Genomic DNA, 26,348 nt, shown 5'->3' with positions numbered 1-26,348 from the left:
TGTATACTCTATGGCTGCGTGAAGCTGCACAGGCGCCGTTACTTTGCAGTGTCCAAATGATTCATCGCAAGAAAGATTAGGGTAGGCGCACTACGTGCGCCGCTATCGCGCGCCACCTACCATCCTCACGGACATAGATGTCCGCATAGCGACTGCGGCCTACTGTTTCGGCCCCATTCTGCACGGCCGTCAAAGTGGAGACCGCCGTCACCACTGCGGTATCGCCGTTCACATAGATTTGCAGATCTTCCCACTCAATCTTCTTCACCTTCCGATTAGGGTCGCGAAGCCCTTCTATCATTGCCGCTTTGGAGAGGCCCCGGTTCCCATACACACCAACAAAGCTGTCACTGAGAATTCGAGATAAAGCGGCAGCGTCCTTACTCTCGTAAGATTTGAGCCAATCAGCGTTAAGCTGTTCCAGCACGGTTCGATCCTCGGCTGATCCGCTGGAAGATTGAGCTATCAGGCTCTGTGGCGCACCAAACGCAAGGAGGGTGGCGGCTCCGAGCACGAGCGTCCGCTTTAGCATAAGTAGATTCCCCTATTCAGAGTGGTGAGCTTAGCCGAAGGGGCCGGCGGCGTTCCATCGACCCCTTTGGAAGGAAGTCCCGAGACAGTCGTTCCGCGTCCGCTGCAGCGATGCCACTCCGAAGTAAGGCTTCAACAAGTGCGCGTTCAGCTGGCACCTCCACGTGGGGCCGGATACCGGCACCTTCCCAACCACGACCGGTGTCCGGATCGAAAGTGCGGCCAATCGGCACGAGAGCGGCATACCCGTTACCAAGATCTATTCTGGGACTGATGTGACCGGCTCCGGCCGTTATCTCGCCGATCAATGTCGCTCGCCCCGTTCGTTTCAATGCAAGCGCGAAATGCTCCGCGGCTGACGCGGTTCGGCCGGCCGTCAGGACAAGGATCTTAGCATCACCTAGGCTGCTAGGCTCACTAGCGGGCAGGACGACGTGCTCTCTTCGAACGATCTCTTCTGGGCCAGGCAAGCGAAAGACCGTCGGCCCGTCCACGAACACGCCGCCGCCGGCCTCATCCACACTTCTGCGGGTGTCCATTTGAAGCAGCGGAGTAGGACGAGAAAAAAATGAGAGAACATAACATCCATCTCGGCAAGGCCGCCGCCGGCGTGGGCTCATCGAAGGTGCGCATTTCGAAGCCATGGCTCTGGAGCCGATCCCAGCTGGCGAGGCAGACACGCACGTCACCCGGAACATCATTGGGATCGTGCCAGTAGCGCACCAAAATTCGCGGTGTCTGGGACGAGAAGGCAGGTATCACGGCATCAGCCTCACCCGACTGGCAGAGCATTAGCCGTCGGAGAAAGGCAGAACGCAGAGCGTCGTCCTCCTCGAACCCGGAAGGAGGCGCCTGTTCAAAGGTATTCGGCTGCCTATCAATGCCGTTCCCCGTCTTCACATCGACGGGTTGCAGGTTGGGTGGATCAGCTTCTGGCACGAGGAGCGTCTTCCGTTTGAAGCGAGCGCGCCCGTTCTACGTATAGTTGGTATCGCTCGGACGCCTTCAGTAGGTAAACATGGCCCTCAACGACGAAACCGTCCAGGCCATGCTCAACTGCGTACGTGTCGAGATCGGCGATGTTGTTGATAAAGCCCTTCCCGCTGAAATTCAGAGAGGTGTTACACAGGACGCCATAGCCCGTGCTCCGCCTGAACGCGACAAGGAGGTCGTGAAGGGGGCCATTGGATGTCGCCGTAACGGTCTGCAGACGAGCGGTGCCATTGACGTGGGTCACGGCCGCGAGCGCCGTGGTGGTTGCGCGATAAGTGAATAGCATATGGGGGCTGTCGTGCATGCAGCCGAACCATCGTGCAGCGTCCTCGCGCAGGCAAACGGGAGCTATGGGTCTAAACTGTTCTCGTTGTTTTATGTCGTTTAGCCTGACCCTAGTTGCTTCGGCGAAGGGTGCGGCAAGGATTGAACGATTTCCGAGCGCTCGCGGACCGATTTCCCATCGTCCGTTGACCCATCCCAGAATCAAATCGTTTACTAGCAGTTCAGCGACGAGGTCGGGACCGGCCTCTAGTACGTCGTAGCGGTCACTCTCGAAAGCCCTGTTGGCATCGAATTCTAGCCCGGAATAGACATCCCATTCGATCGTTGCGTCACCCGTGAAGCGGAGCTGGGCGTCGATCGCAGTACCAAGCGCCGACCCCGAGTCGTTGGCGACAGGCGGGACGAACACATGTTCAAAAAGGCCAGTCTCGACCCATTTAGAGTTCCAATCGCAATTCAACCCGCATCCGCCGGCTATGATGAGCGGCAGCCCCTTGCGCATGTTGGCACGCGCAAAGGCATGAAAGGCCTCAAAAATGCGGTCGCTGTAGATACCCGCGAAGTCACGAAAGTCGGCATCTTCAACTCCGACATTGAAGTAGGGCGAATCCGTCAGCCTCTCGTACATGTCGAGCCGCACGTCGGGGGTTGAGAGCAGAAAATTTATCAGTTCTTCTTCCGCCGGCGTGGCGGCGCTACGCCTCGAAAACGATGCCAGCGCCATGAGCTTGCCAGCGTCGGAAAAACGCGAGAAGGGTGCGTTCTTTGGAAAAGTCGGATCTGCTAGCCCGTAAATTGAGCAGTAGCGGTTCCCAGGCTGATTCATCACATTGCCGAGCAACGTGATATTTGTATCGACATTAATCTCGTAGAACGCGCCGATCGCGCCTTCCCAAACCAAGGCATAACAGGGGGTACCGTTGGGAAGGCCCGACATGCCGTAAGCGCAGAGCAAATGGGAGCGCTCGTGGGACGACGAGAAATTCCAGATATTCTGCCCGAACATCCGGCGTCGCTCTACAAATATGCAAGAAGGCTCAATCCCGCGATAGCAAGCGTGCGGGGCTGATCCCATCGGTCGCGCCTCGCGAGGCCACCAACCGCCGACGCAAACCGCGTCAGGGACTTCGTCGATCTGTCCGAGCGCGGCGAGCAAGTCGCGTGGAGACGCCGGCATGTACCGGTAGTTCGAGTCCTTCTCAGCCTCGATCGAGAACACGAGGCGGCCGTCCCGCACGTATGCGACAGCCCCGTCGTGGCCTGGATTATACGACAAGATCCTCACTGTTGGAGCGAGCCCCTGAAGCTGCTCGCCTTTGAGGGGAATATTTGCATGTCGTTACTTCGTTTTAGCTGGGCCTTTCGTGACCCTATCGTTTTTTATTCCGGAGGAAAGCGCGGACTGATCCAACTTCGCTGATGAGCTAGACTGACTACGATCGATCGGCATCCAAGCCACTCAGGCACTGATGAACCGACGTCTGCATTTGAGATGCGCCACTAGAGGCGGATGGCACAAGGTGACCTTAGCTGCTTCGCACTCATCTTGAATGGCCGGCCGCTTGATCGCCCGAAGCGGGCAGCCGACCAGTTTCTGCCGTTTTAGCACCGCATGCAGTCCGGGACTATTCCGGGACTCCTGTGTCTCAAAGACGCTTTCTGAGGCTCACTGTTGCCCACTGTAAGCTTGACCCGATCCGCAAAAACCCTAGAGAAACGGGCACTTCCTGCGGGAAGGGCGCTTAGCTCAGTTGGTAGAGCATCTCGTTTACACCGAGAGGGTCGGCGGTTCGAGCCCGTCAGCGCCCACCATTCCTCCCGAACATCAAAGCCAGCCGAGCAGGGCGAGCAGGATGAGGCTGCCGACGACGGTGATCAGGATCGAGCCGAGGCAGCCGAGGCGGTTTGAAAAGAAGAAGAACAAGGGCGTGGCTCCATAGGCAAGTACTGCTTGCAGAACGCCCTCAGCGGCGAAGGTTCCGCCTAAAGGCTCCGGATCAGCTTCACTGCCATCGCCGCCCAAGGCGGATCGGCGATCACCATCTGGCGCTGGCCGGCGCCCAGGGGGAGGACGTGGAGCTTGCCTTCCTCGCGGCCGATTAGGCGGCCGAACAGGAAGCGGCCGGCGGGGCGGGGGAGCAGCACGTCCCGGTTAAGCGCCCTGCCGAACTCCTCCGGCGCTATGCGGGAAAGCCAGATCTCGTCGCCGCTCCGATAGTCGCCGATACCCGAGGATACGGTGACGGCGACGAGGCCCGGTGCCGGCTGCGGCGGGATGACCACGCCTTCGCGCCGAGGCGCATGCGCGCCTTCGTGGCCGAGGGTGGCGGCGATTGGGGCGTCTTCGCGATCCGGAAGCTGGACGAGATCGGCTGCTTCCACGCCCAAGGCCTTAGCAATGCGGTTGAGCCAGCCGACCGAGACGGTACGGGTGCCCGTTTCTAAGCGCCCGATTGTCTGCGGCGTGGTCGGAGGATCGCAGCGGTCCGCCACATCCTGAAGCGTCATCTTCTTGGCACGGCGCACGTCCCGGATGCGGGTGATCATCGGCCCATCCTGCTAACCTTCCTGGTTATTCTCTTTCCTACAGATCAGCCAGTCCGGCAAGAGCTTTCTTTCACGATTCGGAGATGAAGATGGCACGAGCGGGAAACAGATTGCTGGCGGAGCGGCCGCTGCCGCGTGACGGCAAGGAGCGGCAGACCGAGGGGCTAAAGGTGGGAAAGCCGCGCCTGAGTCGCTCTGTTACAGTCAACCTAGTCGAATCTCCGCTCGGCTGGCTGAAGGCGCGGGGGCTGGTGAGCGACCGGCAATTTGATGCCGGCGAGCGGCTTCGCCACGATTGGGAACGGGCGCAGCTGGCGCCAAGCGTCACAATGCGCTGGGATGCGCCGCCCACCGCGCGCGTCGCACGCGGAGCGCCCGACCTCCCTGACGCGACCTGTGTACAGTTGGCGGCGAAGCTGCGCTTCGAAGCCGCAGTGGCAGAGGCGGGGCCGGGGCTGGGGGATATCCTCTGGCGGATCGTCTGCGCAGGCGAGGGGATGCGCGATGCGGAGCAGGCGCTGGGATGGCCCGCGCGCGCGGGAAGGCTGGTGCTAGGGATGGCGCTCGACCGGGTCGCCGACTTCTACCGGATCAGCTGAACTCAATGGCGGAGGAGGCCAAGCGCCTCCCGCCGCGTCCAGCGCGTCACCATCAGCGCCGCCACAACGGCCAGGCCGACGGCGAGACCCGTCCAGATGCCGACGCCTTCCCAGTCGAGGCCAAAGCCGAGGCCGACTGCGACGCCGAGGCCGATCACCCAATAGCCGATACCAGCATAGACCATTGGAACGGTCGTATCGTGAAGGCCGCGAAGCATGCCCGCGCCGACCGCCTGGGCGCCGTCGAATATCTGGAAGAGGGCGGCAATGAAGAGGAAGGAGATCGCAAGCGGAATGACGGCGGCATTGGCGGGATCGTTCATGTCTAGGAATAGGTCGATGAGCTGACGGGGAAAGGCAATCATGAGAAGCGCCATCGCCGCCATGAAGGCAACGCCGAGGACGAAGGCCGTCCAGCCGGCACGGGCAATCCCCTCCGCATCGCGGCGGCCGTAAGCCAGACCGACCCGCACCGTGACTGCCTGCGACAGGCCGAGCGGGACCATGAAGGAGAGGGCAGCGAGCTGCAGGGCGATGGCGTGGGCGGCGAGCGATGCGGTGCCGATCAGGCCCATCAGGAAAACGGCCGCATTGAAGATGGTGATTTCGAGACCGAGCGTGACGGCGATCGGTAGGCCTAGGCTCCAGACGGCGCGGAATCGCTCCCAATCGGGGCGCCAGAAGCGGCCGAACAGATGGTAGCGGCGGAAGCGGGGATGAAGGCTCGCAACCGCAGCCATGCCGAGGAACATGAGGAGGTTGGTGAGGGCGCTGCCGATTCCGGCGCCGAGCAGGCCGAGCGCCGGCAAGCCGCCCTTGCCGAAGATGAGGCCATAATTGACGAGGGCGTTGAAGATGACGGCCGCCCCGCCGATCAGAAGCGACCAGGAAGGCCGCTCCAGCGCCGCGATGAAGGACCGCAAAATGATGTAGAAGAGAAAGGGGAGGAGGCCCCATTGCAGCGCCTGCACGAACTCGGCGGCATCCGCTGCGAGCTGCGGTTCCTGACCGAGGAGGAGAAGGAGCGCCTCGCTGTTCCAGAGGAGCAGCCAGATGGGCAGAGTGATGGAGATTGCGGCCCACATGGCCTGGCGTACGGTGCGGCGAACCTCGCGGACGCTGTTCCGTTTCCGCCCAAGCTCGCGCGCCATCATCGGCGAGGCAGCGGTCACAAGCCCCATGCCGAAGATCATGAAGGCTGTGTAGATGTTAACGCCGAGGGTCGCCGCGGCGAGCGTGCGCGGCCCCGCCCAGCCGAGCAGCACCACGTCGGTCGCGTGGATGAGGGCCCCCGCCATGTTGGTGAGGATCAGCGGATAGGCGAGCAACATCGTCGCGCGCATTTCGGCACGCCAAAGGGTGCGGCTTGCTGCCGACGAGGCTGACGCACGGGTAAGCATTCCTCGCTCCTAAAGCGAAGCCGGTCGTTGCGAAAGAGAGGGTTTAAGTCAGCAGCAGGTAGAGGATGGGATAGAAGGCGAAGCCGGCGAGGAAGGCGAAAGGCGCCCAGCGCGGACAGTCCGCGGACGGCAGGAACAAGCCCTCGTCGAGCGGCTCTTCGGGAACGGGATGGATCCGGTCCGGCTTCATCTTTATGTTCAAACGAGGGACGGCGTCTGCGGTTCCTCCGCTTGGCGCAGGGAACGCTTGTCCGCTGCATCGGTTGGGCGTAGGAAGGTTTCATAAGAAAACGAAACGGGAGCAACAGATGATCGTCTACGGCTCGTCCATGTCGCCCTTCGTGCGGAAGGTGTTGGCTTTCGGAGCGGAAAAGGGGCTTGAGCTGGAGTCGAAGCCCTTGGGACTGGGTTCGGCGGACCCCGATTTCATGGAGGCGAGCCCGTTCAAGAAGATTCCCGGTTTTCGCGACGGCGACTTCGCCATATCCGACAGCAGCGCAATCCTCGCTTATCTGGACGCGATCAAGCCCGAGCCAAACTTGATCCCGCTGGAGCCGAAGGCGCGGGCGCGGACAATCTGGTATGATGAGTTCGGGGACACGATCCTCTGCGCCTGCGGAACCAAGATGTTCTTCAATCGGATCGTGGCGCCGCGCTTCATGGGCCGCGACGGCGACATGGCTGTGGCCGACAAAGCGCAGGAGGAGGAGTTGCCGCCCCTGCTCGATTATCTGGAAGGGGTGCTGCCGGAGAGCGGCTATCTGGTGGAGGATCGGCTGACCTTGGCCGATATTGCGGTAGCGAGCCCCTTTGTAAATCTTCGCCATATGGACGTGAGCATCGAGCCCGAGAAGCGTCCGAAGCTGGCGGCCTTTGCCGATCGCATGCTTAGCAGGCCGAGCTTCAAACGCTGGGTGGATAGGGAGGCGGCTTTCCTCGCACGCACCGCCGCTTAGGCTTAAACGGGGCGCCTAGTGCGACTGCTCCCATTCTCTCGCGAGTTTACTGGCGCGCTCGATGTCGGCTGTGCTCATGTCAATTGTGACGCTGGCGATGTTCCGCCGGACAAGCTCTGGATCCTCCGTTTCGCGCGAAGAGGCGAGTAGATACCATTTAAGCGCCTGGATTGGGTCCTTCGGTACGCCTTGGCCTGTCTCGTAGGCGCGGCCGAGATTGTTCATCGCCTCGGACCAACCCTTTTCCGCGGCGAGGCTATACCATTTCACCGCCGCCGCGGGATCGGCAGGGACGCCGTGCCCGACCGAGTAGAGGCCGCCGAGAAACTGGTGCGCGCCGCTGTCGCCTTGGGCCGCAGCTGATTGCCCGAGTTCGGCTGCGGCCGCGAAGTCGCCTTTCTCATATGCCTCAAGCGCCTTCAGGAGGTTTTCGGTCGGCTGATATGCGGTGGGGCCGTTCTCCTCGCTGGATGGAGCGGGCGTTTGAGGCGCCACCGCCGGTGGCGGTTCAGCTGCGGCTTGAATGCTGGTCGTTTCAACAGTCGGCACATTGCAAGCCGCAGTCGCTCGGTTGAGCTCCTGCGGTACGGCGGGATCGTTTACGTGGGAGGCTACCCAGAGCAGGTCGCGGACCGTCAGCTCGGCTGAATACATGTTGCCAGGCGTTGCACCCTGCGCCTTCATCGCGAGGAGCCGCATCTGCCAGGCCGACAGCTTGCTGGCGAGTTCACCGCCGACACATTGCACCTGTTCCGGCGAGAGGCCGAACCGGGCAAGCTGCGGATTGACGAGGAAGGTCTTCGGCCGCAGCCGGTCGACGGAATAACCCTTGCCGCAGGCGGAAAGCAGTGGAACCACCAATAGTAGGGCCAAATTAGGCCGGTATCTTAGCTTCACTCGAACCTTCCATGTGCACGGCTTGCGCGGCTGTCCCACTAAAAGCTGCAGATTTCAACGCTGCGGAGGCGGGAGCTTCATTCGCAACGAGGGGTTCTCCCTTCAGGAGAAAAACGATGAATGAAGCTGAGATTGCGATCCTGCGAGCGGAGGTGGTTGCGCTCCAGGCGGTGCTGATGTCAGTTTTCAGGCGCTTGGCGACCGATCAGCCGGAACTTCAGCCCGCCTTTTGCCAAGCGTTCGACGAGGCGGAGACGATCCTGGCAGGCGTCGCTGAAAAGATGGGGCTTGAGGCACCTGTAGAGTCCACCATTGGCGCCCTCCAGGTAATCGAGGAGCTTCGTCGCGCTGTGATCCGGGACGAACGGGTTTGTCGGTAAGCAGTAAGTAGAACGCCCGGGCAAAGCCCGGGCGTTGGATATCGAACCTGATTGATCGATCAGGGGCTGTCGGGATCGTCGTCATCATCGTCGAGAAGAAGCCAGGCAAGAGCGCCGAGAGCTGCAAGGCCAGCGATGATCGGCAAAATGCCGAGGCCACCGGTCTCGACTTCATCGACAATGACCGGAGCCGGCGCCGACGTCGTAGTGGTCGTCACCGCTTCCTGAACCGGCAGCACGCATCCCTGAAGGCTCAAAGCACATGCCGACGAGGGGCTGGCGACGGCCGGGACCGAGCTTACCGCGAGAGCTACGCTCGCCACGGCTGCCAGAGGTTTGGAGAATAACATCATAGACACTCCCTTTAAGTTCTTTTCTCCGCAAGCCTCACAAGAGGCCTGCCTCAGGTGATTAGCCGCGTTCGCCGCTCCGCTGCGTAACCGGCGGTTCGTTGGTCGAAAGCGCCGTCCAGCGCGACGTGGCGTTGCAGTTGCTGGTGAGGGTCACAGCCTGGCCGGTGCGGAAGGCCGACGTGTAAGGCCAGCATTCGCTGACGCCTGCGCCGGTTTCGAGGCAGATCGACTGACCTTGCACCGCCCAGCGAGCCGGTGTTTCGCGGCCGGACGCGCTGACGATACGAGCGGCACCGCCAGCATCGAAATAAACGGTGTTCATCACACCATTGGTTTCAACCTGAACGGCATGGCCGGTAATTTCGTTACCCGGCACCCATTGGGCGGCGGCACCGCTCAAAGGCATGATCGTCAAACAAACGCCGCCAAGTGCGACGGCAAGCGAGGTTTTCTTCATCTGCATCCTCCTGTGGTCCCGCGGCGCTAACTATCCCGCTCCGCACTGGTTCCGGCCTCAGAACGTAATTCTTGCCTTTATGTTTCCGTCTGCGCCAAAATGATGATTGCAAGCGGCGAAAAACTTAATCGAGAGCTCCACTTCCGGCCGATGCCATCCGGTAGCTGGCAAGGCTGTCGCGACCGTAGAAATCGTCGCGCAGTGCCAACCTGCCACCATCCCACTCCGCGGTCAGATAGGTGATGTAGACCGGCACTGGGTCTTTCAGCGCCACCGCCTGTTCGGGGGCATCCGACGCGGCACGCGGGGTCTGGCCATAGAGCCAGCGGGCGAGCCGAGGCGCATCCTCGAGCCGGACGCAGCCCGAACTCAGCGTACGCTGAGCCTCGGAGAACAGGGACTTGTCGGGCGTATCGTGGAGATAGACCCCGAATTCATTGGGAAACATGAACTTGACGTCACCCATGAAATTGTCGCCGCCCGGAAGCTGACGGACGCGGAGCTCCTTCGAGCCGGAAGCGACAGCTTGCCAGTCAACGGATTCCGGGTCGAGCGTACGGGCGTCATCGGTCCAGCCGGAAAGGACTTCATACCCCTTCGAGCGCAAATAGCTTGCACCCTGATCGAGGACATTCGGCGCGATATTTTTTCGCACGAGATCCGGGGGGACGTTCCAGTAGGGGTTGAGCACCGAGAAGCGGATAAGGCCGGCGAGCATCGGCGTCTGCGTCTGCCGTTCGGGTTTGCCGACGACGACACGCATGGAATCGCGCGCCTCGCCATTCTCGTACATCCACAGCGTCTGCGTTGCCGCGTCGACGAGGACATATTTGCCCTGGTAATCGGCTGCCGGAAGTACGCGGGCGCGGTCCATGTTGAGGCGCAGGCGCTGTTCGAGCCGCGCATCCGCGCCACGGGGCGATCCGCCGGTACGATCGAGGAGGTCCGCAAGGCCCTGCCGAAGCTGCGCATATTGCGCATTATGATTAGACACGATGTCGATATGGCGGCCGAGCGAGGGCGCCTCTGCCGCAGCCCGGAGGATCGACTCTTCGGACAGCTGCCGCGGCTTCAGGGACGCATCGATATAGGTCATGCCGACGTCCACCGGCCGGCGAAGCGTCTGAACGTAGTCCACCCAGGCGCTGGACAGCATCAGCTCGGCGCGGGCGAGATCCTGCGGCTCGCCAGACTCCGCGCGGGCGATCGTCTCCTCAAGGCGTTCGGCGAGTTCAGGGCCATTCCGCATACCGTCGAGGTCGGCTCGGCGGAGAATGTCCACCAGGCGATGCGCGTCGGCGAGGACGAGACCGCTACGGATCCAGATCGGACGATTGTCCCGGCTGCTGTAGAACGCGCGGACGCCGGAGTCCGAAGACTGCAGCATCGCCTCCATCGGAGAGGCGAGAGGGGTAGACGCGGCGGCGGGCACAGCCGCCATCCCCAGCAGCGGCACGACGGCCGCGCTGATGGCCAGCTTTACGATACGCGACATTTTAAAAAACTCTTTACAAATTGCTTTTGCCATCAAACGCACTGAATTCGAATCGGGTCCAAACTAAATTCCCAAGAGGAAGAACAAGGTGAGCGGCAGCGTCAGAGCGACGGGCTGAGCGTCGGAAACGGAGGAGCCGGCGTTGAACTCGCAAACGCATCTTCCCCTGACTTGCGTTAGCGCCCCGGTGTCAAAGCCGGGGCGCTTTTCGTTTATGCGAGCGATTAGTGAGCGGCGTCACTGAGCGGCGAAGTTCATGATGCAGATTGGGAGCGGCAGTCATTTCGCACCCGTTGCATCTTTCTTAACCAAATGCGGCTTACCCACTGCGGCGCCGGTCGTGGGGACCGCGCGAGTTACATGTGTCGTCGGCAGGGGCTGACGGTGTGGGGACCATGAACCGAGCCGAAGAGGCTCCGGCTCAGCTGTTTCTGCTGGCGGCACATCTTTCTCCCGCTCATGCCGCGCATCCCGCGAAAATCATTTCAAATCAGGAACTAGGTATTCACCGCAGGGTGCCTGTTAAGGTTGCGGTAACCGTGACTTTCTAAACGGGGTTCAGGCGGAACCCCACTCCGCTTGAATTAGGACCCGTCGCTCTGATCAAGCGGCGGGTCATTTCATTTCTGGCACTGGACATTTGGCGCCGAGCCCGAGACTGGCCGTTCCAATGTCCCGCATCAATCAGCTGCTGACCAAGGCGTGGCGCAAGGGCCTGCTGCCCGAGCCTGTGCTCGAGCGCGCGGTGCTGGAAAAGGCCGCCGGTTACACCTTGAGGGAACATCGGCTGCAGGAGGCGCTGGAGCGGCTGCTGTGGAGCCTTCGCGAAGAGGCCGCGCTCAACCCGATCGGCAAGGCCATGGCACATGGGCAGATCGTGCGGCTGCTGCGGGAGCGGGCGCGGGCGGAGCGGCTGTGGGCGCAGCATCCGGAGATCTTGGAGTGGCCGATGTCGGCGCCTATCGTCGTCCTCGGCCAGATGCGGTCCGGTACGACCCGGCTTCAGCGCCTCCTCGCCTGCGACCGGCGCCTTGCCCATACGCGTCTCTTCGAAACGATGAGCCCGGTGCCGCGGCACGGGCGGCGGCTGGAAACCTATGCGGGCCTCAAAATCATGGCCGCGCTCAATCCGGAGCTTGCCCGCATCCATCCTGCCGCGCCGAACCATCCTGAGGAGGAGTTCGGGCTGTTCAGCCTGTCCTTGTTCGGTGCGCAGATCGAGGCGCAGTGGCGGGTGCCGAGCTTCGCCCGCTGGTGGGAAGGCGAGGACCGGCGGCCGGTCTACCGCGATTTCCGGCGGCTGATGCAGACCATCGCCTGGAGCCGGCGGGACAAGCGCCCGCGGGTGATGAAGGCGCCGCAATTCATGGAGGATCTCGATCTTCTGCTGGAGGCGTTTCCCGATGCCCGGCTCATTCGCCTTCGCCGCGACGCGGCCGCGGTGGTTGCTTCGTCGGCCTCTCTGGTGTGGAACCAGATGCGGGTGCAGTCGGACGACGCCGACAAAGCCTGGATCGGCGCCGAATGGCTAAGGAAGACCCAGCGGCGGGAAGAGGCGGCCGCAAAGGTGCTGTCGGCGCGGCCGGAACTGCCGCAGATCAAGGTGGAGTTCGACGCGGTGAGCCGCGACTGGCAAGGCGAGATGCGGCGCATCTATGCCTTTCTCGACATGGAGTTGACTGAAGAGGTGGAGGGCCGGATGCGGCGCTATTTGGAGCGTGCCGAACGAAGCGGCTTTCGGGGCCATTCCTATAACCCACAGGAATTCGGCCTCTCCGGCGCCTTCTGACGACCAACGGCTTGCGCTTCGTCGCGCAATATTGTCATGAAAGTGTCACAATCCACCACCGACAGCTGAAAGCGTCCGCCATCCGTCAGATCGCAGCCTTGCCGTACCGGACCCGCGGGAACGCCGTCGATGCGCCCGTGAGCATCATGCTGGTCACGTCGCGGGAGACGAAGCGCTGGGTGATCCCCAAAGGAAACCCCAGCGGCAACCTTGCGCCGCATGCGGCAGCCGCGATGGAGGCCGAAGAAGAAGCTGGCGTGCGCGGCGCGATCTGCCCGACGCCGCTCGGTTCCTACCGTTATCGGAAAAGGCGCGGCAACGGCGCCTCGCTGATGTTCGATGTCGAGGTATTCCCGCTCGCGGTGACGCAGGAGCTCGATGCCTGGAAAGAACAGGGCCAGCGCACCCGCCGGTGGTTCCCGCTCGCCGAAGCCGCCGATGCGGTCGAGGAGGCGGACCTCGCAAACCTCATCCGGTCGTTCGGAGCATCGGAATTCAACCGGGCCGCCCGTCAGACCGGCCTCATCAACGTCGTCGCCGAAAAATCGAAAGTGGGTCCCATGTTCGCCTGGTTCCAGCGCCTCCTTCCCAAGACCGGAAATTTCTTCGAACTGTTCGAGGCGCATGCGGCAACGCTGGTCGCCGCCGCCGCCGCCGTCGGCCGGCTGCTCGACGGCGGCCCCGGCATGAAAGACCATATACGCGAAATCCACGAGCGTGAGCATGAGGCGGACGACATCATCCGCGAAGTGCTGACCACCGTCCGCCGCACTTTCCTGACGCCGTTCGACCGCGGCGCGATCACCAGCCTGATCGCCGCCATGGACGATGCGGTGGACGAGATGCATTCGGCGGCGTCGGCCATCGAACTGTATGAGTTCACCGAGTTCGACCCGGAGATGAAGGACATGGCCGCGATCATCGTCGATGCAGCGCGGCTGGCCGCAGAGGCGATGCCGCTGCTCCGCGACGTCGGCCGCAACGGCGGACGCCTCCACGAACTCACGTCACGGCTGGTCCGAATGGAGGGCCATGCCGACGAGATCCACGCCGCCGGGCTCAAGAAAGCCTATCAGCGGGATGGCGCATCGAACACGCTCCGCTTCATCGTGGCGCGGGAAATCTACAAGCACCTCGAACGGATTACCGATTCCTTCGAAGACGTCGCGAACGAGATCGACGGCATCGTGATCGACCACTCCTGAGCTCCGGCCCGTGCACGAACTCGCCTTTCCGCTGCTGGTCGGCCTCATCATCATCGCACTGGCGTTCGATTTCCTGAACGGCCTTCACGATGCGGCGAACTCCATCGCCACCGTGGTCGCCACGCGTCTGCTGGGCCCGGTCCAGGCGGTCGTCTTCGCCGCCTTCTTCAACTTCGCCGCCTATTTCCTGTCGCTAGCCTTCCCCAGCCTTCACAAGGTGGCGGAGACGATCGGGAAGGGCCTGATCGATCAGGACGTCATCACGCCGGCCGTGGTGTTCGGCGCGCTGATCGGAGCGATGTTCTGGAACGTGGTCACGTGGCTGAAGGGCATTCCCTCGTCCTCGAGCCACGCGCTGGTTGGCGGCCTTGTGGGCGCGGGCGTCGCCCATGCCGGCCTCACCGGCGTGCAATGGACAGGGCTCAACAAGACGCTGATCGCCATCGTCCTTTCGCCGACCATCGGCATGCTTCTCGCCATGCTGATCATGCTTGCGACGAGCTGGATGCTGAAGGATGCGACCGCGAGGACGGCGGAGCGGAGCTTCCGCGTCCTCCACCTCATTTCCTCCGCCACCTATTCGGTCGGTCACGGCCTCAACGATGCGCAGAAGACGATGGGGATCATCACGGTGCTTCTCTATTCGACCGGCTATCTGACGGGCGATTTCGAAGTGCCGCACTGGGTGGCGATCAGCTGCTATATCGCGATCGGCCTTGGCACATTGTCGGGCGGGTGGCGGATCATCGAGACGATGGGGTCGCGGATCACCAAATTATCCCAGCATCAGGGCTTCAGCGCCTCGCTGGGCGGATCGGTGATGCTGTTTTCCGCATCGTCCCTCGGCATTCCCGTGTCGACCACGCACACGATCACCGGCTGCATCATCGGCGCGGGCACCGCCCGCCGCGCTTCCGCCGTCCGCTGGGGCGTGGCGCGGAGCGTGATCACCGCCTGGGTCATCACCATCCCCGCCTCCGCCGCAGTCGGGGCGCTTTTTTACAGCCTGACGCTGCTGTTCTGAGGCGTGCGGCAGGCCTGCCTTAATGGCAGGCCTTGAGGTTGCGTTTGAGGAGCCAGTAATTGACCGGCCAGGCGGCGAGGAAGCCGGCGGGGATGGCGATCAGAAGGCCGCGGAGGAACATCCAGCTGAAGATGGAGCCGGCGGTCATGCCGCCCATATGGTAGTCGGCGAAGTTCATCGCGAATTCCATGACACCGATCGAGATCACTTCGCCGATCCAGATGATGCGGAGTGCGGGGAGGAAGGCGAGGCGGCGGTCGCGCATGACCGGAAGCACGCCGAGGGTGATGCCTGAAAGATAGGCAAGGGTCGTTGCAAGGACGATCGTCTGCCATGCGGGCAGGCCGAGGCTGACGCCGATGGCGAGGCCCGCCACTTCGCCGATCACGCAGCCGGTAAGGCAGTGAAGCGTCGAATGGGCCGCGGTGCGCCAGGTGCCGCCGCCGCCATGGCCGTGATGGGCAGGGGCGGCCGCGCCGCCATTGCCGGAATGGCAGTGATGATCCCCATGTGCTGCATGATCGTGAGAGGTCATGATCGATCCTTGTTTCTAATACCCTATGGGGGTATATGTACGTTCATCGAAAAAGGATTGCAATTACCCGGAGGGGGTATATCGGCGCGGTGATGGATCGGAAGAACAAGACAGGGCTGCAGAACCGCCTGAAGCGGATCGAGGGCCAGGTGCGCGGGGTCGCGCGGATGGTCGAGGAAGACCGTTACTGCATCGACGTGCTGACGCAGATCCAGGCGGTGCGCGCGGCTTTGGTGCGGGTCGAGACGGAGATGCTGAAGGACCATCTCGGCCATTGCATCGAAGCGGCGATCACCGGCGGCGACGCGGACGATCAAAGGCAGAAGGCGAGCGAGCTCATTCAGTTGCTGGAGCGGAGCGCGCGGTGACCAGCGCGGCCGAGAGCGGCGACCTGTGGGGCTGGTGGAGCGGCACCGCCCAGCGCCGCCGCACGCTCGGCAAGGACGAAGCCCTGTTCCACCGCGGCGACGAGGTCGCGGCGATGTACCGGGTCGAGGAAGGGCTGGTGCGGCTCGAACGGCGGACGATCGACGGGCGGCTGCTGGTGCTCCACAAGGTTCGGCCGGGCGAGCTGGTGGCCGAGGCGTCGCTGTTCGCCGCAGCCTATCATTGCGACGCCGTGGCGGCCGAGGCATCGGTCGTCAGCCTGTGCCGCCGCGACGAGCTGGCCGCTGCGATGGCGGAGGACGGCGCGATGGCGCTCAGCTTCGCGCGGGTGATTGCCGGGCAGCTCCAGAGCGTCCGCCACCGGCTGGAGTTCCGGGAGGTGCGGTCGGCGACGGAGCGCATCCTGCTGTATGTCGGCCTAAACGCCGATGCGGGGAGCGGCGAGCTTCGAGTGCGGGGCGCGCTGCAGGACATTGCCGCCGAGGTCGGGCTGTCTCGCGAAGCATTTTACCGCGGCATGGCTTCGCTGGAGCGGGACGGACTGCTTGCGCGGCGCGGCGATATAATTGCGTTGAGGACCGGCGCATGATCCGGATCATATCACCGTCTCCGCAGCCTTCTATGCTTCTCTGCGAAGGAGAAGCGAAATGAAGAGACTGATTCTGACGGCTTTATTGTTCGGCGCGGCGCAGCAGGCGGCGGCGCAGGATCACACCGGTCATGGGGAGCAGGGCAGCGGCCAGGCGGCGACGGCGTCGGCCGCATCGACGCTCGGCTACAGCGCCGAGGAGCGGGCGGCAGGGCTTCGCGAGGGGCGCGGCATGGGCCTTGCGCTGCCGGCGGAAGGCAATGGCTATCCGGGGCCGCGCCACGTGCTGGAAATGGCGGGCGAGCTTTCGCTGTCCGCCGACCAGCGGGCGAAGACGCAAGGCCTATTCGACCAGATGCTGGCGGGGGCCAAGGGGCTCGGCCACCAGCTGCTTGCCGAGGAAGGCGAGCTGGAGGCGCTGTTCAGGGACAAAAGGGCGACGCCTGCGTCGCTTGAAGCCGCGGCGCGCCGGATCGGGGAGACGGAAGCGGCGCTGAAGGTGGTGCACCTTCGCACCCACCTGGCGATGATGGATATCCTGACGCCGGCGCAGGTCGCGCGTTACGTCGCGCTTCGCCGGTCGGGAGCCGGAACGGGACGGGCCCGCCCTGCCGCCGACGCCCAGAAGCCCGCCGGACACAATCACTAGTAGATGCTTTCGATGGAGACCCAATGAAGACGATCATCACCGCCGCCGCCGCTCTTGCCGCCGCCGCGCCCGCCGCTGCCCAGCATGCGGGCCATGGCAGCACGCCCGCGCCTGCCGCGCAGCCCGCGGAGGACCATCAGGCGCACCAGCATGGGACGGCACCGGAGGCGGCGGAGGCGCCGGCGGCGGATCACAGCCAGCATCAGGGCATGGATCATAGCCAGCATGGCGCCGCCGAGGCTGCTCCGGCGGAGGAGCATGGCGATCATGGCGGCGGCCATCAGATGACGGGGGCGCTCGGGCCCTATCCGATGAGCCGCGAAGCCTCCGGCACCGCATGGCAGCCGGATACTTCGGAGCATATGGGCCTCCACCTCACCTCCGGCGACTGGACCCTGATGGGCCATGCGCTTCTGAACGGCGTCTATAGCTGGCAGGAGGGGCCACGCGGCGACGACAAGGCCTTCGTGTCCGGCATGGTGATGGGCATGGCGCGGCGCGACTTCGCAAACGGCAATGCGCTCCAGTTCCGGGCGATGCTGAGCCCCGACCCGTTCATGGGAAAGAGGGGCTATCCGCTGCACCTCGCGTCCGGCGAAACGGCGGACGGCGAAACCGTGCTGGTCGACCGGCAGCATCCGCACGATTTCTTCATGGAATTGTCGGCGAGCTACAGCGTGGCGTTGAGCGAGAAGAGCAGCGTCTATCTTTACGGCGGGCTTCCGGGCGAGCCGGCGTTCGGGCCGCCGGCCTTCATGCACCGCATGTCGATCATGGATTCCCCCGAAGCGCCGATTAGCCACCACTGGCTCGATTCCACGCACATCACGTTCGGCGTGGTGACGGCGGGGCTGGTGCTCGACCAGTTCAAGGTGGAGGCGTCGCGCTTCAACGGGCGGGAGCCGGACGAGAAGCGCTACAATATCGAGACCGGGCCGCTGGATTCGACGGCGGTACGGCTGTCGTGGAACCCGACCGATACTTTGTCGCTGCAGGCGAGCTGGGCGGATCTGAAGGAGCCCGAGCAACTGGAGCCAGGCGAGGACCAGGAGAAATGGTCGGCGAGCGCGATTTATACGAAGCCGATCGCGGGCGGCTGGTGGTCCTCGACCTTGGCCTGGGGGCGCAGGTCGGGCGATCATAGCGAGTGGTTCGATGCCTGGGTGCTTGAGAGCGCGGTGAACCAGGGGCCGTGGACATTCTTCGGCCGGGCCGAGGCGACCGAGAATAACGAGCTTCTGAGCGGCGATCACGGCCATCATGGGCCGACCTTCGACGTCGCGAAGATTTCGGTCGGCGCGCTGCACGATTTCACGCTTTCGGAGAATGTGAAGCTGGGCGTCGGCGGGCTTTATGCGTTCAACTTCGTGCCGGCCGCTCTGGAGACGGTGTACGGCGGCGATCCGCGCGGGGCGATGGCGTTCGTGCGGCTGAAGATCGACTGAGCGACGGGCGCCCTTAGGGAACTTTCCCGGCGCGGCAGGCGTCACTGCCGCGTTATGCGAGGTATATGGCTCTCTATTCCGGCCGCTGCGGCCGCGGCCCTCACCGGCTGTGCGACGATCTACGACCTCGACAATCGGCGGCCGGACGGGCGGTATGTGAGCCAGCGTTCGATGGCGGAGCTGGCGGGATGCGTTTCGTCCGGCATGCGGAACCTGGGCCCGGTCGATACCGAGCGCGGGGACGGCTTCACCCGGCTGATCCTTCGCACGCAGGCCGGCAACCCGGCGGCGATCGCGACGGTGCGGGCGACTGCGGGCGGAAGCAACGTGTCGGTGCGGCAGACGATCAATTACAGCCTTGGGCCCGTCATTCAGCGCTGTCTTTAGCGAAATGAGCGGCAGCCCGTTGCGGTGACGCAACGTTCCTTCAACCTTTTGCGTTAGGAGGGGCTATGGCGTCCCCGCTTCGCCTTGTGCCCCTGAGTCTCGTCGCGGTTCTTGCCGCCTGCAAGACCGCGCCTGCGCCTGAGCCCGACGCGCCGGAGCCGGTGGTGGTGGTCGAGGACGAGCCCGCCTGGCGGCAGGCGGCGGCCGACGAGGATGTCGACCGGATCGAACGGCTGCCCATGGCCTGGACGGAGGCGCTCAATGAGGCGCGGCGGGCGGGCTTTACCCGCGCGGTCGCGGTCGAGGAGGCGCTGCTTCGACCCGGCGCCGCGCTGGCTCGGCCGGCGCCGGCGCCCGGATCCTATCAGTGCCGGGTGCTGAAGCTGGGCGGCAAGGGTCGGGCGCGGGCCTTTCAGCGGTTCAACAGCCAGTTCTGCTATATCGGCGTCGACGGGGAGCAGCTGACCCTCACCAAGCAGACGGGGAGCGACCTTCCGGGCGGATTCCTGCTGGACGACAAGGGGCCGCGCATGATCTTCCTCGGCGCCAACCAGGCGGCGGGCGAGGATGCGCCACCGGCTTATGGAGAGAAGCCGGAGCGGAATGTGGCGGGTGTCATCGAGCGGATCGGGCCCTTGCGCTTTCGGCTGCTCATTCCGTTCCCGCGGGAGGAGGCGAAGCTGATCGTGATGGAGATGACGCCGTCTCCGGTGCAGCCGGAGGACTAAAGCGTCAGCCGAGCGGTTCGGCCAGCAGGTCGTGCGTTTCCGGATGCCGTTCCATGTAGGAGCGGACGAAGGAGCAGAGCGGGCGGACCTTGAGGCCGCGGCTGCGGACATCGTCGAGCGCGCCCTTGATGAGGCGGCTGCCTATGCCCTGGCCTTCGAGCGCCTGCGGGACTTCGGTATGGGTGAAGCTCACGATGCCGTTCTTCGGCGCGTAGGCGGCGAGGGCGAGGCCGGCGTCGGTCTCAAGCTCGTAGCGGGTTTCGTCCTCGTTGTTGCGAACCTCGGTCATCATTCGGCCACCACGAACAGGCGGCCGGGGAGGATCTCGAAGGTCGGATCGAATTCGGCATAGTTGCAGGTGAGCTCCTCGCCTGCCTTGATCGCGCGGCGGGTGAAACCTGCGTCCGGATCGTCGAAGCGGGTGTTGGGATGTTCCGAATGGTTCATGAAGCGGCCATTGTCGATCTCGACGATGAGTTGGTCCGGATCGTGCGGATAGGGGTAGGAATAGCGCTCGACGAAATCCTGGAGCGGCGGCGGAAGGCCCGCAACCTCATCCTTGTGGATGAGGCGGTCGAGGCTGGGCGCCAGCTCCCAAATCTGCGCGCCTTCGGACACGTCCTCGGCCGCGAACACGCCCACCCCCTCGATCTTCGAAGGCGCGACATAGGTGGGGATGAGCATCATCTTGCGAAACTTCCCTGTTCGTTCGAGGGCCGTAACGCATTGATCGGCTTATTTATCCGCCGCCGTTCGAAAGGCCGGGGCACGGCTATGCGGCGGCGAGCGCGGCCCCGCTTTCGAACGCCATGAGGTTCATCTTGGCGACCTTGGCCGCGGCTTCGTCCGTCCGCGCCTCGATCTCTTCGGGATCGTCGGTCTCGCCCTTCGAAAGAACGATCTGGCTCACCATCTGGAAATCGCGTTCGAGCTGTTCGTCGAGGCTTGTGCGGCGGAGCTTCGGCCCTTCCGGCTCCTCGACCAGTCCGCCTCCGTACCAAGCGCCGATGCGTACGCCGATATAGAGGATGGTCGCATCCCACCAGTTGCAGCCGCCGGCGCGGCAGGCCTGGTAGAACATCTTGTCCGCGCGCTTCCGTGCCGCATCGTCGCCCTCTGCCTCTACGCAGGCAATGTCGTGCACGATGGAGGCGCGGCGATATTCGCCCGTGTAAGGGGAGCCCACGAGCACCCAGAGCGCCCGCGGAATCGAGGCGCCGTCGACGACGCTGCCCTGCTTCGCGTGCCAGCGCGTGCCGGTGCGGTCGTCGAACCAGAAATCCTCGACCAGCTTCATCCTGCGATCCGCGCCGCCTTCGGTCAGCCAGATCGTCTTCGGTTCTCCGGAAAATTGAGCAGCCATGATGTCCTCCCTGCCGCCACCATAACGGCACGGCAGCAGCCGAGAATAGGATTTCCATCCGTTCCGCAGCGTAAAAGCGGTTTGATTTCCGATTTCAGTGGGATAGCAGGTTGCAGGGAATACCGGTCATTCGAACCGGAAAAGGGGGGGCATCGTGAGAAAACAGGCACTGGCCGCTGCTGCGGGCTGCATGCTGCTTCAGGCGTGCGCTGCGCAGCTGGAGGGACCGCCGCGGATCATTGAGACCTCGGGCATCGTCGGCGATGGCAAGGGAACGGCCGTCGAGGTGGTAGAAAAGACCGAGCGGGTCGAGGCAGGCAACGCCCGGAACATCGTCACCACCAGGCGTACCACCACCACGAACCTTAATTTCCGCGACCGGTTCAAGCATTTCGCGACGCTCGCCGCAGCAAGCCCGACCCAGACCGCGGCGCTCGGCGAAATGAGGAGCAGCGGTTTCCTGCTGGTCCGCACCAATTGCGACGGCTTCTTCCGCGAGATGGCGATCCTGCAGCGGGATTCGGATGTCGGCCGTGACATGATCGCGCCGATCCTGACAGCGCTCACGGGGATCGTGGCGCTCGCCAATCTGAGCAGTTCCAAGGCCGACGATTATCTCGAGGGCTTCTCGCTCGCGTCGGGAGCCGCGCTGGCGGGGATCAGCACGATCGACGCCCATTTCCTGTTCGGCGCGGACAATATCCACGAAGTGCGCGAGCTGACCTTCCGGGCGCTGGCCGCGCATGAAGAGGCGCTGACGGACATGGGCGCGGCGCATTTCGACGACGTCGTAACCCAGCTGGTCGAGCATCAGGTCGTCTGCTCCCCCGCCAACATCCTTCGCCTGACGAAGGATGCGATTCAGGCGGGCGACGTTGTGGCGGACACGACGGGCTCCAGAAGCGAGGACGAAGAGGCACTGTCGGAGCTTGCCTCCCAACTGGACTTGATGGGGTCCGCCAGGACGTCACAGGCCGCGGCGCTCTGGGCGCTCTACAAGGGCGGGATTTCGGGGACCGCCGTTCCCGATACGCTCGTGCAGGAGCTGGGGAAGGTCCAGCTTGGCCACCTCGTGACCAGCGGAAGCGGCGGCGCCGCCGCCCAGCTTTCCGAGACGGGATCGGCGAAGCGGGAGGAAATCACCGAAATCCTCGACAGCTTCTCGAAAGGCACGCGCGACGCGTTGCAGGAGCAAGCGGAAGCGCTGCTTCAAGGCCGTACCGAAATCGTTTCGCAGCCTATCCGTCTAGGATCGTCGCCGGGGTCCAAGAAGAAGGTCAACCTCATCGTCAGGTAAGGGACGGGAAATGACAGCCACTTCATGGGGCAAGGCCGCACTGGCCATCCTCCTGTCTGCCGCGGCTTCGTGCGGCACGAGCGAAGGCGGACCGGCGCCGCTCATCTCCTCCCGGGAGGCGGGCCTTGCGCCCGGCGCGGGGGAGCAGGTCTCGCTGAACGGCGAGCTGATCGAGCAGCTCACGCGGCTTCGGGTGGACGACCCGGACTATCCCGAGCGCATCCCGCTCAACATGTTCGAGGACAAGAGTTTCGTCGGCATCGTCGAGACGGTCAGCGAGCGGACGCCGGAGACGCGGGTGGTGAAGGGGAGCCTCGAAGGCATAGCCGAAGGCCGCTTCACCATGGTCGTCCACAAAGGGCTGGTGGCGCTTTACCTGATCGGCGACGACGGCATGTACCTGCTTCACCCGGTGCCGGAAGGCCATGTGGTGAAACGCGGAGGCGCGGAGCCCGACCTGATCGAAGAAGCGATCGCCGACGAGGCCGGCGAGGCGGCGGAAGGCGAGGCAGGGTTCGTCCAGCCGAACAGCGAGGACGGAAGCCGGGTCGATGTCGCGATCCTCTATACGCCGTCGGCAGCGCGCGAATGGGGCGATGCGGCGAAGGTCGAAACCTCAGCCTACCTCAACGAGGAATTTTCGAACGACGCGCTGGCGGCGAGCGGCACGAGCATCCGCATCACCGCGATCCGGCAGGTTCCGGATCAAACGCCGGCGAGGCTCGGCAGCGCGATGGCTTCGGAGACGGTGCGCGCGGAACGCGGGGCCGCCACAGCGGACCTCGTCCTTCTGTTCCACCATAGGTACAACAGCGCGCACGGCGTCGCTTATTGCTATAAGCCACGTCTCCGCTTCGAATATAATCGGGACGGCCGCTACCTCGGCCTCGTCAGTGCGGATTCGCTGCAGATTTACATGACGCCTTCACATGAGCTGGGCCATTTGTTCGGCGCCGGCCACACCGACCTCGGCAGCTGCATGTCGCGGGGCTATTCGTTCAGATCGGGCGGAAGCCGGTGGGGGGACATGATGGATTACGACGGCGCCGACAACAGGCTGCCGCTCTTTTCCAACCCGCAGCTGAGATTCCGCGGAGTGCCGGTCGGCACCGAACGAGCCAATAATGCCGAAGCCATTCGGCAAAGCCGCGCTGCGATCGCCAATTATGTGGAGGCGCCCTGAGCTGGCCTAGACTGGGCAGTGGGCGTAAGGCGGCGGACCGTCATTGGCGATTTGCGCCTTTAGATCGGCCCGGGCGGATTTGAGGCCGGCATCTACCCTGCCGAACTGCGGATCGGTGATCGGGCCGCCGAAACGCCGGTAATTATAGACCTCCCAGGCCGTGAGCGTAACCTCAGCCTGGGGATCACCCTGCGCCGCCACCCATTCCTGCTGGAGCATCGGCCCGTCGGCCTTGATCGAGGGATCGAACACCACCGGTACGGCGGCGCCCGTTTGCGGATGGAGCGCCGTGACGAGAGGCGCGACATGCCAGCCCCAGAAGACCTTGCACTGGGGATCGTTGCGCGTCGCGGCCTTGAGGCTGCCCCTGATCCAGATCTTCTGCGGTTCGGCGCCATGGTTCTGCCGCATGAACCGGACCATTGCGTGGGCGCGGACCCAGCACCAGTCGGTCGGGTAATCGAAGGGAATGCAGGGCGGGGCCACGGCCGAGACGGGGCAGTCCATGGCCGCGATCTGAGTGAAGATCTGAACCGCCCTTTCCCATTCCAGAGCCGCGGCGGGAACGAAGTTTTCAGCAAGGGCATGGCTGCCGTCGGGCGGCGCCACTTCCGCTTCTTCGCCTAGGAACTTCTCCGAAGCCGGAGCGAGGCGGACATCGATTATGCCCTGGTGATCGGTCACCGCAATCGCCAGGTCGCCTGCCTCCGCCTCGCGCAGAATGGCGGCGAACTGGGTGAAGTTCGGATTGTCGCGGCGGAGCAGGTGCCGCGAATGGGAGTTGGTCATGAGGAGGACGAGGCCGTCGGCCGTTTCCTCGAGCGAGAGGATGTGGCCGACGCGCGCGGTGTGAAGCCGCACCAGCCGGTCCTGATCGGCCTCCATGTAGAGCGGAAGGCGGGCCTCGCGCGCCTCCTCCAGAACTTCCGCATAGATGGCGGCTTTCTCGCCGCCCGAAGCGAGGGTCAGGCGTTCTCCGCCTTCCAACGCAACCTTAAGAGGCGCGTCCTCGTCGGCCGATTTCGTAATGGCTTCTAATATGGATGAGCGCGATGTTTCTACGCTCTCCACCAGGTCCACGATTGTCCGCATGTCCTTCTCCCTTCCGCCCGCTTGTCGGTCAATTTCAAGCGTCTGGCAAAGCGAAACTCATCCAAACGAGCGAAAGTCACAGTATAATGGTTTAACCTATATGGCGATATATCCTTGACAGCGTGACGCTGTTCAGGTGCCAATAAGGCATGCTCCAGACGTGCGAGTCACTTCTGGAGGCGAAGGAAAGGCCGGGCGGCGGGAGTCGTGCCGGCCTTTTGTTTGGCTGGAGGAGCGGCGGATGAGGCGGGAGTTGGCTGTGGCCGGTCGGGGGAGGGCGCGGATGCGGCCGGTGCGGGCGCATGAGTGGACCGCGGAGAAGAAGAGGCGGTTCCTGGAGGAGCTGGCGTCGACCTGCAACGTGGCGGCCTCGCTTCGGGCGGTGAAGATGGGATCGGGGAGCCTCTATACGCTCCAGAAGCGGGATGCTGGCTTTCGCGCGGAGTGGTCGGCGGCGCTTCGGGAAGGCTATGCGAAGCTTGAGGTGATGCTGCTCGACCGGGCGCTGAACGGGACGGTGAAGACCGTCACCCGCGCCGACGGATCGGTCGACAAGACCCACGAATATCCGAACGCAATCGCGCTCTCGCTCCTAAAGATGCACCGGGAGACGGCGATCGAGGCCGACGTCGAGTATCATCCCGAGGAGATAGAGGCGGCGCGGCGGCGGATCATGCGGAAGGTGAAAGCGGTGCAGAAGCGGCTGGATGCGGCTGCGCCGGCGCCGGGCCAGGACGGCGAAGAGGCTGGAAAGAGGGCGGAAATCGGCGTATAAGTCGCGGCTGGGCGCCGCCGGTGCTGCGGCGGAAGCGGGGCGGCCTTTGTAAGGAGGCGACCGATGGAAAACCGGTCCCAGTCCATGCCGCTGGAGCATGACGAATATCATAGCAGCCTGGAATTCGACGACTCGAGCGGCTGGCGCGTCTTCATCGTGCCCGCATTGCTCGCGGTCTTCGTGATTGGGGCGCTGCTGTTCACCTTCCTCTATTGAGGGAGGGCAGGGAGCGTTCGGCGCCGGGCGTGCGGCGCCGCCGATCTAGCTAAGTTGCAGGCGGGATTGACTTATTCCTTCCGCCGGTGGAAGTCATGCATGTTATAACATGACTTATTCCGGGAGGATTGCCATGCGTTTCGTTGCCGCCGCTGCTGCCTTAGCTACCCTTGCCGCCTGTTCGGACACGGCGCCCGATCCGCGTGGGGTGGACAAGGACGAGACGTTGCTGACCGTGGCGGCAAGCGGGCGGGCCGATACGCGGCCGGACGAGGCGCGGCTGCAGCTCGGGGTCCAGTCGATGGCGGCAAGCGCGGGCGAGGCGAGCGCGGCCAACCGGCGGAAGATGGAGCAGGTGACGGCGGCGCTGACCAGGCTCGGCGTCAAGCCCGACGATCTTCAGACCCGGAACCTCAGCCTGCAGCGTATAGATCACGGGCCGGAGCGGGGCCGCTTCCGCGCCGACAATATCGTCGAGGTAAGGCTTCGCGACATGAGCAAGGTGGGCGATGCGGTGACCGGTGTGACCGAGGCGGGCGCCAACGTCCTGTCGGGCCCGGACCTCCGCGTGTCGGACCGGGAGAGCGCCAACCGTTCAGCCTATGCGGCAGCCTATCGCGCCGCCCGATCCCGCGCCGACGCCTATGCGGGCGCTGCGGGCCTGAAGGTAAAGCGCGTGCTCGGCATTTATGACGGCGGCGAATATCAGGTGCCGCATCATTATGGGCGGAGCTACGACGTGCAGATGTCCGCGCCGGTGGTCTCTCCGCCGCCGCCGCCGGAATCGGGCG

Annotated in this window: 32 protein-coding genes and 1 tRNA gene; 18 read left to right on the top strand and 15 right to left on the bottom strand. The window is 63.8% G+C overall.

Annotated elements, in window-relative coordinates:
- Window positions 1-76: 76 nt before the first annotated feature.
- The 3 genes from VGD10_RS09335 to VGD10_RS09330 all read right to left on the bottom strand — a co-directional run bounded on the left by VGD10_RS09335 (window position 77) and on the right by VGD10_RS09330 (window position 3,046).
- The gene (locus VGD10_RS09335; protein ID WP_331040544.1) at window positions 77-532 is read right to left on the bottom strand and encodes a nuclear transport factor 2 family protein; all 456 of its coding nucleotides are present in this window, start codon (window positions 530-532) and stop codon (window positions 77-79) included.
- 16 nt (window positions 533-548) lie between these two features.
- The gene (locus VGD10_RS13370; RefSeq protein ID WP_414639519.1) at window positions 549-1,070 is read right to left on the bottom strand and encodes a S41 family peptidase; all 522 of its coding nucleotides are present in this window, start codon (window positions 1,068-1,070) and stop codon (window positions 549-551) included.
- A gap of 386 nt (window positions 1,071-1,456) precedes the next feature.
- On the bottom strand, window positions 1,457-3,046 hold the full coding sequence (locus VGD10_RS09330; RefSeq protein ID WP_331040543.1) for a carbamoyltransferase C-terminal domain-containing protein: 1,590 nt from the start codon (window positions 3,044-3,046) through the stop codon (window positions 1,457-1,459).
- A gap of 499 nt (window positions 3,047-3,545) precedes the next feature.
- Between VGD10_RS09330 and VGD10_RS09325 the strand changes: the two genes are divergently transcribed.
- Window positions 3,546-3,621: transfer RNA gene (locus VGD10_RS09325), tRNA-Val, on the top strand.
- Window positions 3,622-3,792: 171 nt separating this feature from the next.
- On the opposite strand, the gene VGD10_RS09320 is transcribed toward VGD10_RS09325, so the two are convergent.
- The gene (locus VGD10_RS09320; RefSeq protein ID WP_331040542.1) at window positions 3,793-4,356 is read right to left on the bottom strand and encodes a helix-turn-helix transcriptional regulator; all 564 of its coding nucleotides are present in this window, start codon (window positions 4,354-4,356) and stop codon (window positions 3,793-3,795) included.
- 89 nt (window positions 4,357-4,445) lie between these two features.
- Between VGD10_RS09320 and VGD10_RS09315 the strand changes: the two genes are divergently transcribed.
- Window positions 4,446-4,955 carry a DUF6456 domain-containing protein gene (locus VGD10_RS09315; RefSeq protein ID WP_331040541.1) on the top strand — a complete coding sequence of 170 codons (510 nt, stop codon included), beginning with the start codon at window positions 4,446-4,448 and terminating at the stop codon, window positions 4,953-4,955.
- A 2-nt stretch (window positions 4,956-4,957) separates the two neighbouring features.
- Here VGD10_RS09315 and VGD10_RS09310 read toward each other — a convergent pair whose 3' ends face one another.
- Window positions 4,958-6,355 carry an MATE family efflux transporter gene (locus VGD10_RS09310; RefSeq protein ID WP_331040540.1) on the bottom strand — a complete coding sequence of 466 codons (1,398 nt, stop codon included), beginning with the start codon at window positions 6,353-6,355 and terminating at the stop codon, window positions 4,958-4,960.
- A gap of 43 nt (window positions 6,356-6,398) precedes the next feature.
- Window positions 6,399-6,545: a hypothetical protein gene (locus tag VGD10_RS09305; RefSeq protein ID WP_331040539.1), complete on the bottom strand. Its 147-nt coding sequence runs from the start codon at window positions 6,543-6,545 to the stop codon at window positions 6,399-6,401.
- A 118-nt stretch (window positions 6,546-6,663) separates the two neighbouring features.
- Here VGD10_RS09305 and VGD10_RS09300 point away from each other — a divergent pair, with 118 nt between their 5' ends.
- Window positions 6,664-7,311 carry a glutathione S-transferase family protein gene (locus VGD10_RS09300; RefSeq protein ID WP_331040538.1) on the top strand — a complete coding sequence of 216 codons (648 nt, stop codon included), beginning with the start codon at window positions 6,664-6,666 and terminating at the stop codon, window positions 7,309-7,311.
- A gap of 15 nt (window positions 7,312-7,326) precedes the next feature.
- Here VGD10_RS09300 and VGD10_RS09295 read toward each other — a convergent pair whose 3' ends face one another.
- Window positions 7,327-8,169 carry a tetratricopeptide repeat protein gene (locus VGD10_RS09295; RefSeq protein WP_331040556.1) on the bottom strand — a complete coding sequence of 281 codons (843 nt, stop codon included), beginning with the start codon at window positions 8,167-8,169 and terminating at the stop codon, window positions 7,327-7,329.
- Between the two features lie 155 nt (window positions 8,170-8,324).
- Here VGD10_RS09295 and VGD10_RS09290 point away from each other — a divergent pair, with 155 nt between their 5' ends.
- Window positions 8,325-8,588 carry a hypothetical protein gene (locus tag VGD10_RS09290; RefSeq protein ID WP_331040537.1) on the top strand — a complete coding sequence of 88 codons (264 nt, stop codon included), beginning with the start codon at window positions 8,325-8,327 and terminating at the stop codon, window positions 8,586-8,588.
- Window positions 8,589-8,647: 59 nt separating this feature from the next.
- On the opposite strand, the gene VGD10_RS09285 is transcribed toward VGD10_RS09290, so the two are convergent.
- From VGD10_RS09285 to VGD10_RS09275, 3 genes are all read right to left on the bottom strand, one after another.
- Entirely contained in the window at window positions 8,648-8,941 is a 294-nt protein-coding gene (locus tag VGD10_RS09285; protein ID WP_331040536.1) for a hypothetical protein, read from the bottom strand.
- A 58-nt stretch (window positions 8,942-8,999) separates the two neighbouring features.
- Window positions 9,000-9,398: a hypothetical protein gene (locus VGD10_RS09280; RefSeq protein WP_331040535.1), complete on the bottom strand. Its 399-nt coding sequence runs from the start codon at window positions 9,396-9,398 to the stop codon at window positions 9,000-9,002.
- A gap of 124 nt (window positions 9,399-9,522) precedes the next feature.
- Window positions 9,523-10,893 carry a L,D-transpeptidase family protein gene (locus tag VGD10_RS09275; protein ID WP_331040534.1) on the bottom strand — a complete coding sequence of 457 codons (1,371 nt, stop codon included), beginning with the start codon at window positions 10,891-10,893 and terminating at the stop codon, window positions 9,523-9,525.
- 670 nt (window positions 10,894-11,563) lie between these two features.
- Between VGD10_RS09275 and VGD10_RS09270 the strand changes: the two genes are divergently transcribed.
- The 3 genes from VGD10_RS09270 (at window position 11,564) to VGD10_RS09260 (ending at window position 14,911) form a co-directional block, all read left to right on the top strand.
- Window positions 11,564-12,682, top strand: a complete 1,119-nt coding sequence (locus tag VGD10_RS09270; RefSeq protein ID WP_331040533.1) for a sulfotransferase — start codon at window positions 11,564-11,566, stop codon at window positions 12,680-12,682.
- Between the two features lie 80 nt (window positions 12,683-12,762).
- Window positions 12,763-13,887, top strand: a complete 1,125-nt coding sequence (locus VGD10_RS09265; protein WP_331040555.1) for a DUF47 family protein — start codon at window positions 12,763-12,765, stop codon at window positions 13,885-13,887.
- Window positions 13,888-13,897: 10 nt separating this feature from the next.
- The gene (locus tag VGD10_RS09260) at window positions 13,898-14,911 is read left to right on the top strand and encodes an inorganic phosphate transporter (protein ID WP_331040532.1); all 1,014 of its coding nucleotides are present in this window, start codon (window positions 13,898-13,900) and stop codon (window positions 14,909-14,911) included.
- A 19-nt stretch (window positions 14,912-14,930) separates the two neighbouring features.
- On the opposite strand, the gene VGD10_RS09255 is transcribed toward VGD10_RS09260, so the two are convergent.
- Window positions 14,931-15,446: a DUF4396 domain-containing protein gene (locus VGD10_RS09255; RefSeq protein WP_331040531.1), complete on the bottom strand. Its 516-nt coding sequence runs from the start codon at window positions 15,444-15,446 to the stop codon at window positions 14,931-14,933.
- A 92-nt stretch (window positions 15,447-15,538) separates the two neighbouring features.
- On the opposite strand from VGD10_RS09255, the gene VGD10_RS09250 reads away from it, so the two are divergent.
- The 6 genes from VGD10_RS09250 (at window position 15,539) to VGD10_RS09225 (ending at window position 19,631) form a co-directional block, all read left to right on the top strand.
- Window positions 15,539-15,814, top strand: a complete 276-nt coding sequence (locus VGD10_RS09250; protein ID WP_331040530.1) for a metal-sensitive transcriptional regulator — start codon at window positions 15,539-15,541, stop codon at window positions 15,812-15,814.
- A complete protein-coding gene (locus VGD10_RS09245) occupies window positions 15,811-16,422 on the top strand; it encodes a Crp/Fnr family transcriptional regulator (RefSeq protein WP_331040529.1) in 612 nt (203 codons plus the stop codon). The genes VGD10_RS09250 and VGD10_RS09245 overlap by 4 nt, the downstream gene beginning before the upstream one ends.
- A 58-nt stretch (window positions 16,423-16,480) precedes the next feature.
- Window positions 16,481-17,071 carry a Spy/CpxP family protein refolding chaperone gene (locus tag VGD10_RS09240; RefSeq protein ID WP_331040528.1) on the top strand — a complete coding sequence of 197 codons (591 nt, stop codon included), beginning with the start codon at window positions 16,481-16,483 and terminating at the stop codon, window positions 17,069-17,071.
- A 23-nt stretch (window positions 17,072-17,094) separates the two neighbouring features.
- A complete protein-coding gene (locus tag VGD10_RS09235) occupies window positions 17,095-18,516 on the top strand; it encodes a hypothetical protein (RefSeq protein WP_331040527.1) in 1,422 nt (473 codons plus the stop codon).
- 54 nt (window positions 18,517-18,570) lie between these two features.
- A complete protein-coding gene (locus VGD10_RS09230) occupies window positions 18,571-18,903 on the top strand; it encodes a hypothetical protein (protein WP_331040526.1) in 333 nt (110 codons plus the stop codon).
- Window positions 18,904-18,968: 65 nt separating this feature from the next.
- Window positions 18,969-19,631 carry a DUF4893 domain-containing protein gene (locus VGD10_RS09225; protein WP_331040525.1) on the top strand — a complete coding sequence of 221 codons (663 nt, stop codon included), beginning with the start codon at window positions 18,969-18,971 and terminating at the stop codon, window positions 19,629-19,631.
- A 4-nt stretch (window positions 19,632-19,635) separates the two neighbouring features.
- Here VGD10_RS09225 and VGD10_RS09220 read toward each other — a convergent pair whose 3' ends face one another.
- The 3 genes from VGD10_RS09220 to VGD10_RS09210 form a co-directional block, all read right to left on the bottom strand.
- Entirely contained in the window at window positions 19,636-19,923 is a 288-nt protein-coding gene (locus VGD10_RS09220; RefSeq protein WP_331040524.1) for a GNAT family N-acetyltransferase, read from the bottom strand.
- Entirely contained in the window at window positions 19,920-20,318 is a 399-nt protein-coding gene (locus tag VGD10_RS09215) for an SET domain-containing protein (protein ID WP_331040523.1), read from the bottom strand. Before VGD10_RS09215 ends, VGD10_RS09220 begins: the two co-directional genes overlap by 4 nt.
- An 85-nt stretch (window positions 20,319-20,403) precedes the next feature.
- A complete protein-coding gene (locus VGD10_RS09210) occupies window positions 20,404-20,994 on the bottom strand; it encodes a DUF1353 domain-containing protein (protein WP_331040522.1) in 591 nt (196 codons plus the stop codon).
- A 154-nt stretch (window positions 20,995-21,148) separates the two neighbouring features.
- Between VGD10_RS09210 and VGD10_RS09205 the strand changes: the two genes are divergently transcribed.
- Complete coding sequence (locus VGD10_RS09205) at window positions 21,149-22,291, top strand: hypothetical protein (protein WP_331040521.1); 1,143 nt, start codon at window positions 21,149-21,151, stop codon at window positions 22,289-22,291.
- Window positions 22,292-22,301: 10 nt separating this feature from the next.
- Window positions 22,302-23,474 (top strand): M12 family metallo-peptidase, encoded by a 1,173-nt coding sequence (locus VGD10_RS09200; protein ID WP_331040520.1) that lies wholly within the window; start codon window positions 22,302-22,304, stop codon window positions 23,472-23,474.
- A 6-nt stretch (window positions 23,475-23,480) separates the two neighbouring features.
- Here VGD10_RS09200 and VGD10_RS09195 read toward each other — a convergent pair whose 3' ends face one another.
- Complete coding sequence (locus VGD10_RS09195; protein ID WP_331040519.1) at window positions 23,481-24,566, bottom strand: protein-glutamine glutaminase family protein; 1,086 nt, start codon at window positions 24,564-24,566, stop codon at window positions 23,481-23,483.
- A 241-nt stretch (window positions 24,567-24,807) separates the two neighbouring features.
- Between VGD10_RS09195 and VGD10_RS09190 the strand changes: the two genes are divergently transcribed.
- The 3 genes from VGD10_RS09190 to VGD10_RS09180 form a co-directional block, all read left to right on the top strand.
- The gene (locus VGD10_RS09190; protein WP_331040518.1) at window positions 24,808-25,341 is read left to right on the top strand and encodes a hypothetical protein; all 534 of its coding nucleotides are present in this window, start codon (window positions 24,808-24,810) and stop codon (window positions 25,339-25,341) included.
- 63 nt (window positions 25,342-25,404) lie between these two features.
- Window positions 25,405-25,557, top strand: coding sequence for a hypothetical protein (locus VGD10_RS09185; RefSeq protein ID WP_331040517.1), 153 nt, complete (start codon window positions 25,405-25,407; stop codon window positions 25,555-25,557).
- A gap of 133 nt (window positions 25,558-25,690) precedes the next feature.
- The coding region (locus VGD10_RS09180) for an SIMPL domain-containing protein (protein ID WP_331040516.1) at window positions 25,691-26,348 on the top strand (658 nt) is incomplete at its 3' end.

It is taken from the genome of Allosphingosinicella sp., assembly GCF_036402135.1.
GTDB lineage: Bacteria > Pseudomonadota > Alphaproteobacteria > Sphingomonadales > Sphingomonadaceae > Allosphingosinicella.
Note: the sequence above shows the minus strand (reverse complement) of the source record. Positions and strands in the feature narration are given on the sequence as shown.

Bases quoted from the DNA above. Each gene is read 5' to 3' on its own strand.
- VGD10_RS09335 (WP_331040544.1), bottom strand. From the start codon at position 532: ATGCTAAAGCGGACGCTCGTGCTCGGAGCCGCCACCCTCCTTGCGTTT.
- VGD10_RS13370 (WP_414639519.1), bottom strand. From the start codon at position 1,070: ATGGACACCCGCAGAAGTGTGGATGAGGCCGGCGGCGGCGTGTTCGTG.
- VGD10_RS09320 (WP_331040542.1), bottom strand. From the start codon at position 4,356: ATGATCACCCGCATCCGGGACGTGCGCCGTGCCAAGAAGATGACGCTT.
- VGD10_RS09315 (WP_331040541.1), top strand. From the start codon at position 4,446: ATGGCACGAGCGGGAAACAGATTGCTGGCGGAGCGGCCGCTGCCGCGT.
- VGD10_RS09310 (WP_331040540.1), bottom strand. From the start codon at position 6,355: ATGCTTACCCGTGCGTCAGCCTCGTCGGCAGCAAGCCGCACCCTTTGG.
- VGD10_RS09305 (WP_331040539.1), bottom strand. From the start codon at position 6,545: ATGAAGCCGGACCGGATCCATCCCGTTCCCGAAGAGCCGCTCGACGAG.
- VGD10_RS09300 (WP_331040538.1), top strand. From the start codon at position 6,664: ATGATCGTCTACGGCTCGTCCATGTCGCCCTTCGTGCGGAAGGTGTTG.
- VGD10_RS09290 (WP_331040537.1), top strand. From the start codon at position 8,325: ATGAATGAAGCTGAGATTGCGATCCTGCGAGCGGAGGTGGTTGCGCTC.
- VGD10_RS09285 (WP_331040536.1), bottom strand. From the start codon at position 8,941: ATGATGTTATTCTCCAAACCTCTGGCAGCCGTGGCGAGCGTAGCTCTC.
- VGD10_RS09280 (WP_331040535.1), bottom strand. From the start codon at position 9,398: ATGAAGAAAACCTCGCTTGCCGTCGCACTTGGCGGCGTTTGTTTGACG.
- VGD10_RS09275 (WP_331040534.1), bottom strand. From the start codon at position 10,893: ATGTCGCGTATCGTAAAGCTGGCCATCAGCGCGGCCGTCGTGCCGCTG.
- VGD10_RS09270 (WP_331040533.1), top strand. From the start codon at position 11,564: ATGTCCCGCATCAATCAGCTGCTGACCAAGGCGTGGCGCAAGGGCCTG.
- VGD10_RS09255 (WP_331040531.1), bottom strand. From the start codon at position 15,446: ATGACCTCTCACGATCATGCAGCACATGGGGATCATCACTGCCATTCC.
- VGD10_RS09250 (WP_331040530.1), top strand. From the start codon at position 15,539: ATGGATCGGAAGAACAAGACAGGGCTGCAGAACCGCCTGAAGCGGATC.
- VGD10_RS09240 (WP_331040528.1), top strand. From the start codon at position 16,481: ATGAAGAGACTGATTCTGACGGCTTTATTGTTCGGCGCGGCGCAGCAG.
- VGD10_RS09235 (WP_331040527.1), top strand. From the start codon at position 17,095: ATGAAGACGATCATCACCGCCGCCGCCGCTCTTGCCGCCGCCGCGCCC.
- VGD10_RS09230 (WP_331040526.1), top strand. From the start codon at position 18,571: ATGCGAGGTATATGGCTCTCTATTCCGGCCGCTGCGGCCGCGGCCCTC.
- VGD10_RS09225 (WP_331040525.1), top strand. From the start codon at position 18,969: ATGGCGTCCCCGCTTCGCCTTGTGCCCCTGAGTCTCGTCGCGGTTCTT.
- VGD10_RS09220 (WP_331040524.1), bottom strand. From the start codon at position 19,923: ATGATGACCGAGGTTCGCAACAACGAGGACGAAACCCGCTACGAGCTT.
- VGD10_RS09215 (WP_331040523.1), bottom strand. From the start codon at position 20,318: ATGATGCTCATCCCCACCTATGTCGCGCCTTCGAAGATCGAGGGGGTG.
- VGD10_RS09210 (WP_331040522.1), bottom strand. From the start codon at position 20,994: ATGGCTGCTCAATTTTCCGGAGAACCGAAGACGATCTGGCTGACCGAA.
- VGD10_RS09200 (WP_331040520.1), top strand. From the start codon at position 22,302: ATGACAGCCACTTCATGGGGCAAGGCCGCACTGGCCATCCTCCTGTCT.
- VGD10_RS09195 (WP_331040519.1), bottom strand. From the start codon at position 24,566: ATGCGGACAATCGTGGACCTGGTGGAGAGCGTAGAAACATCGCGCTCA.
- VGD10_RS09190 (WP_331040518.1), top strand. From the start codon at position 24,808: ATGAGGCGGGAGTTGGCTGTGGCCGGTCGGGGGAGGGCGCGGATGCGG.
- VGD10_RS09185 (WP_331040517.1), top strand. From the start codon at position 25,405: ATGGAAAACCGGTCCCAGTCCATGCCGCTGGAGCATGACGAATATCAT.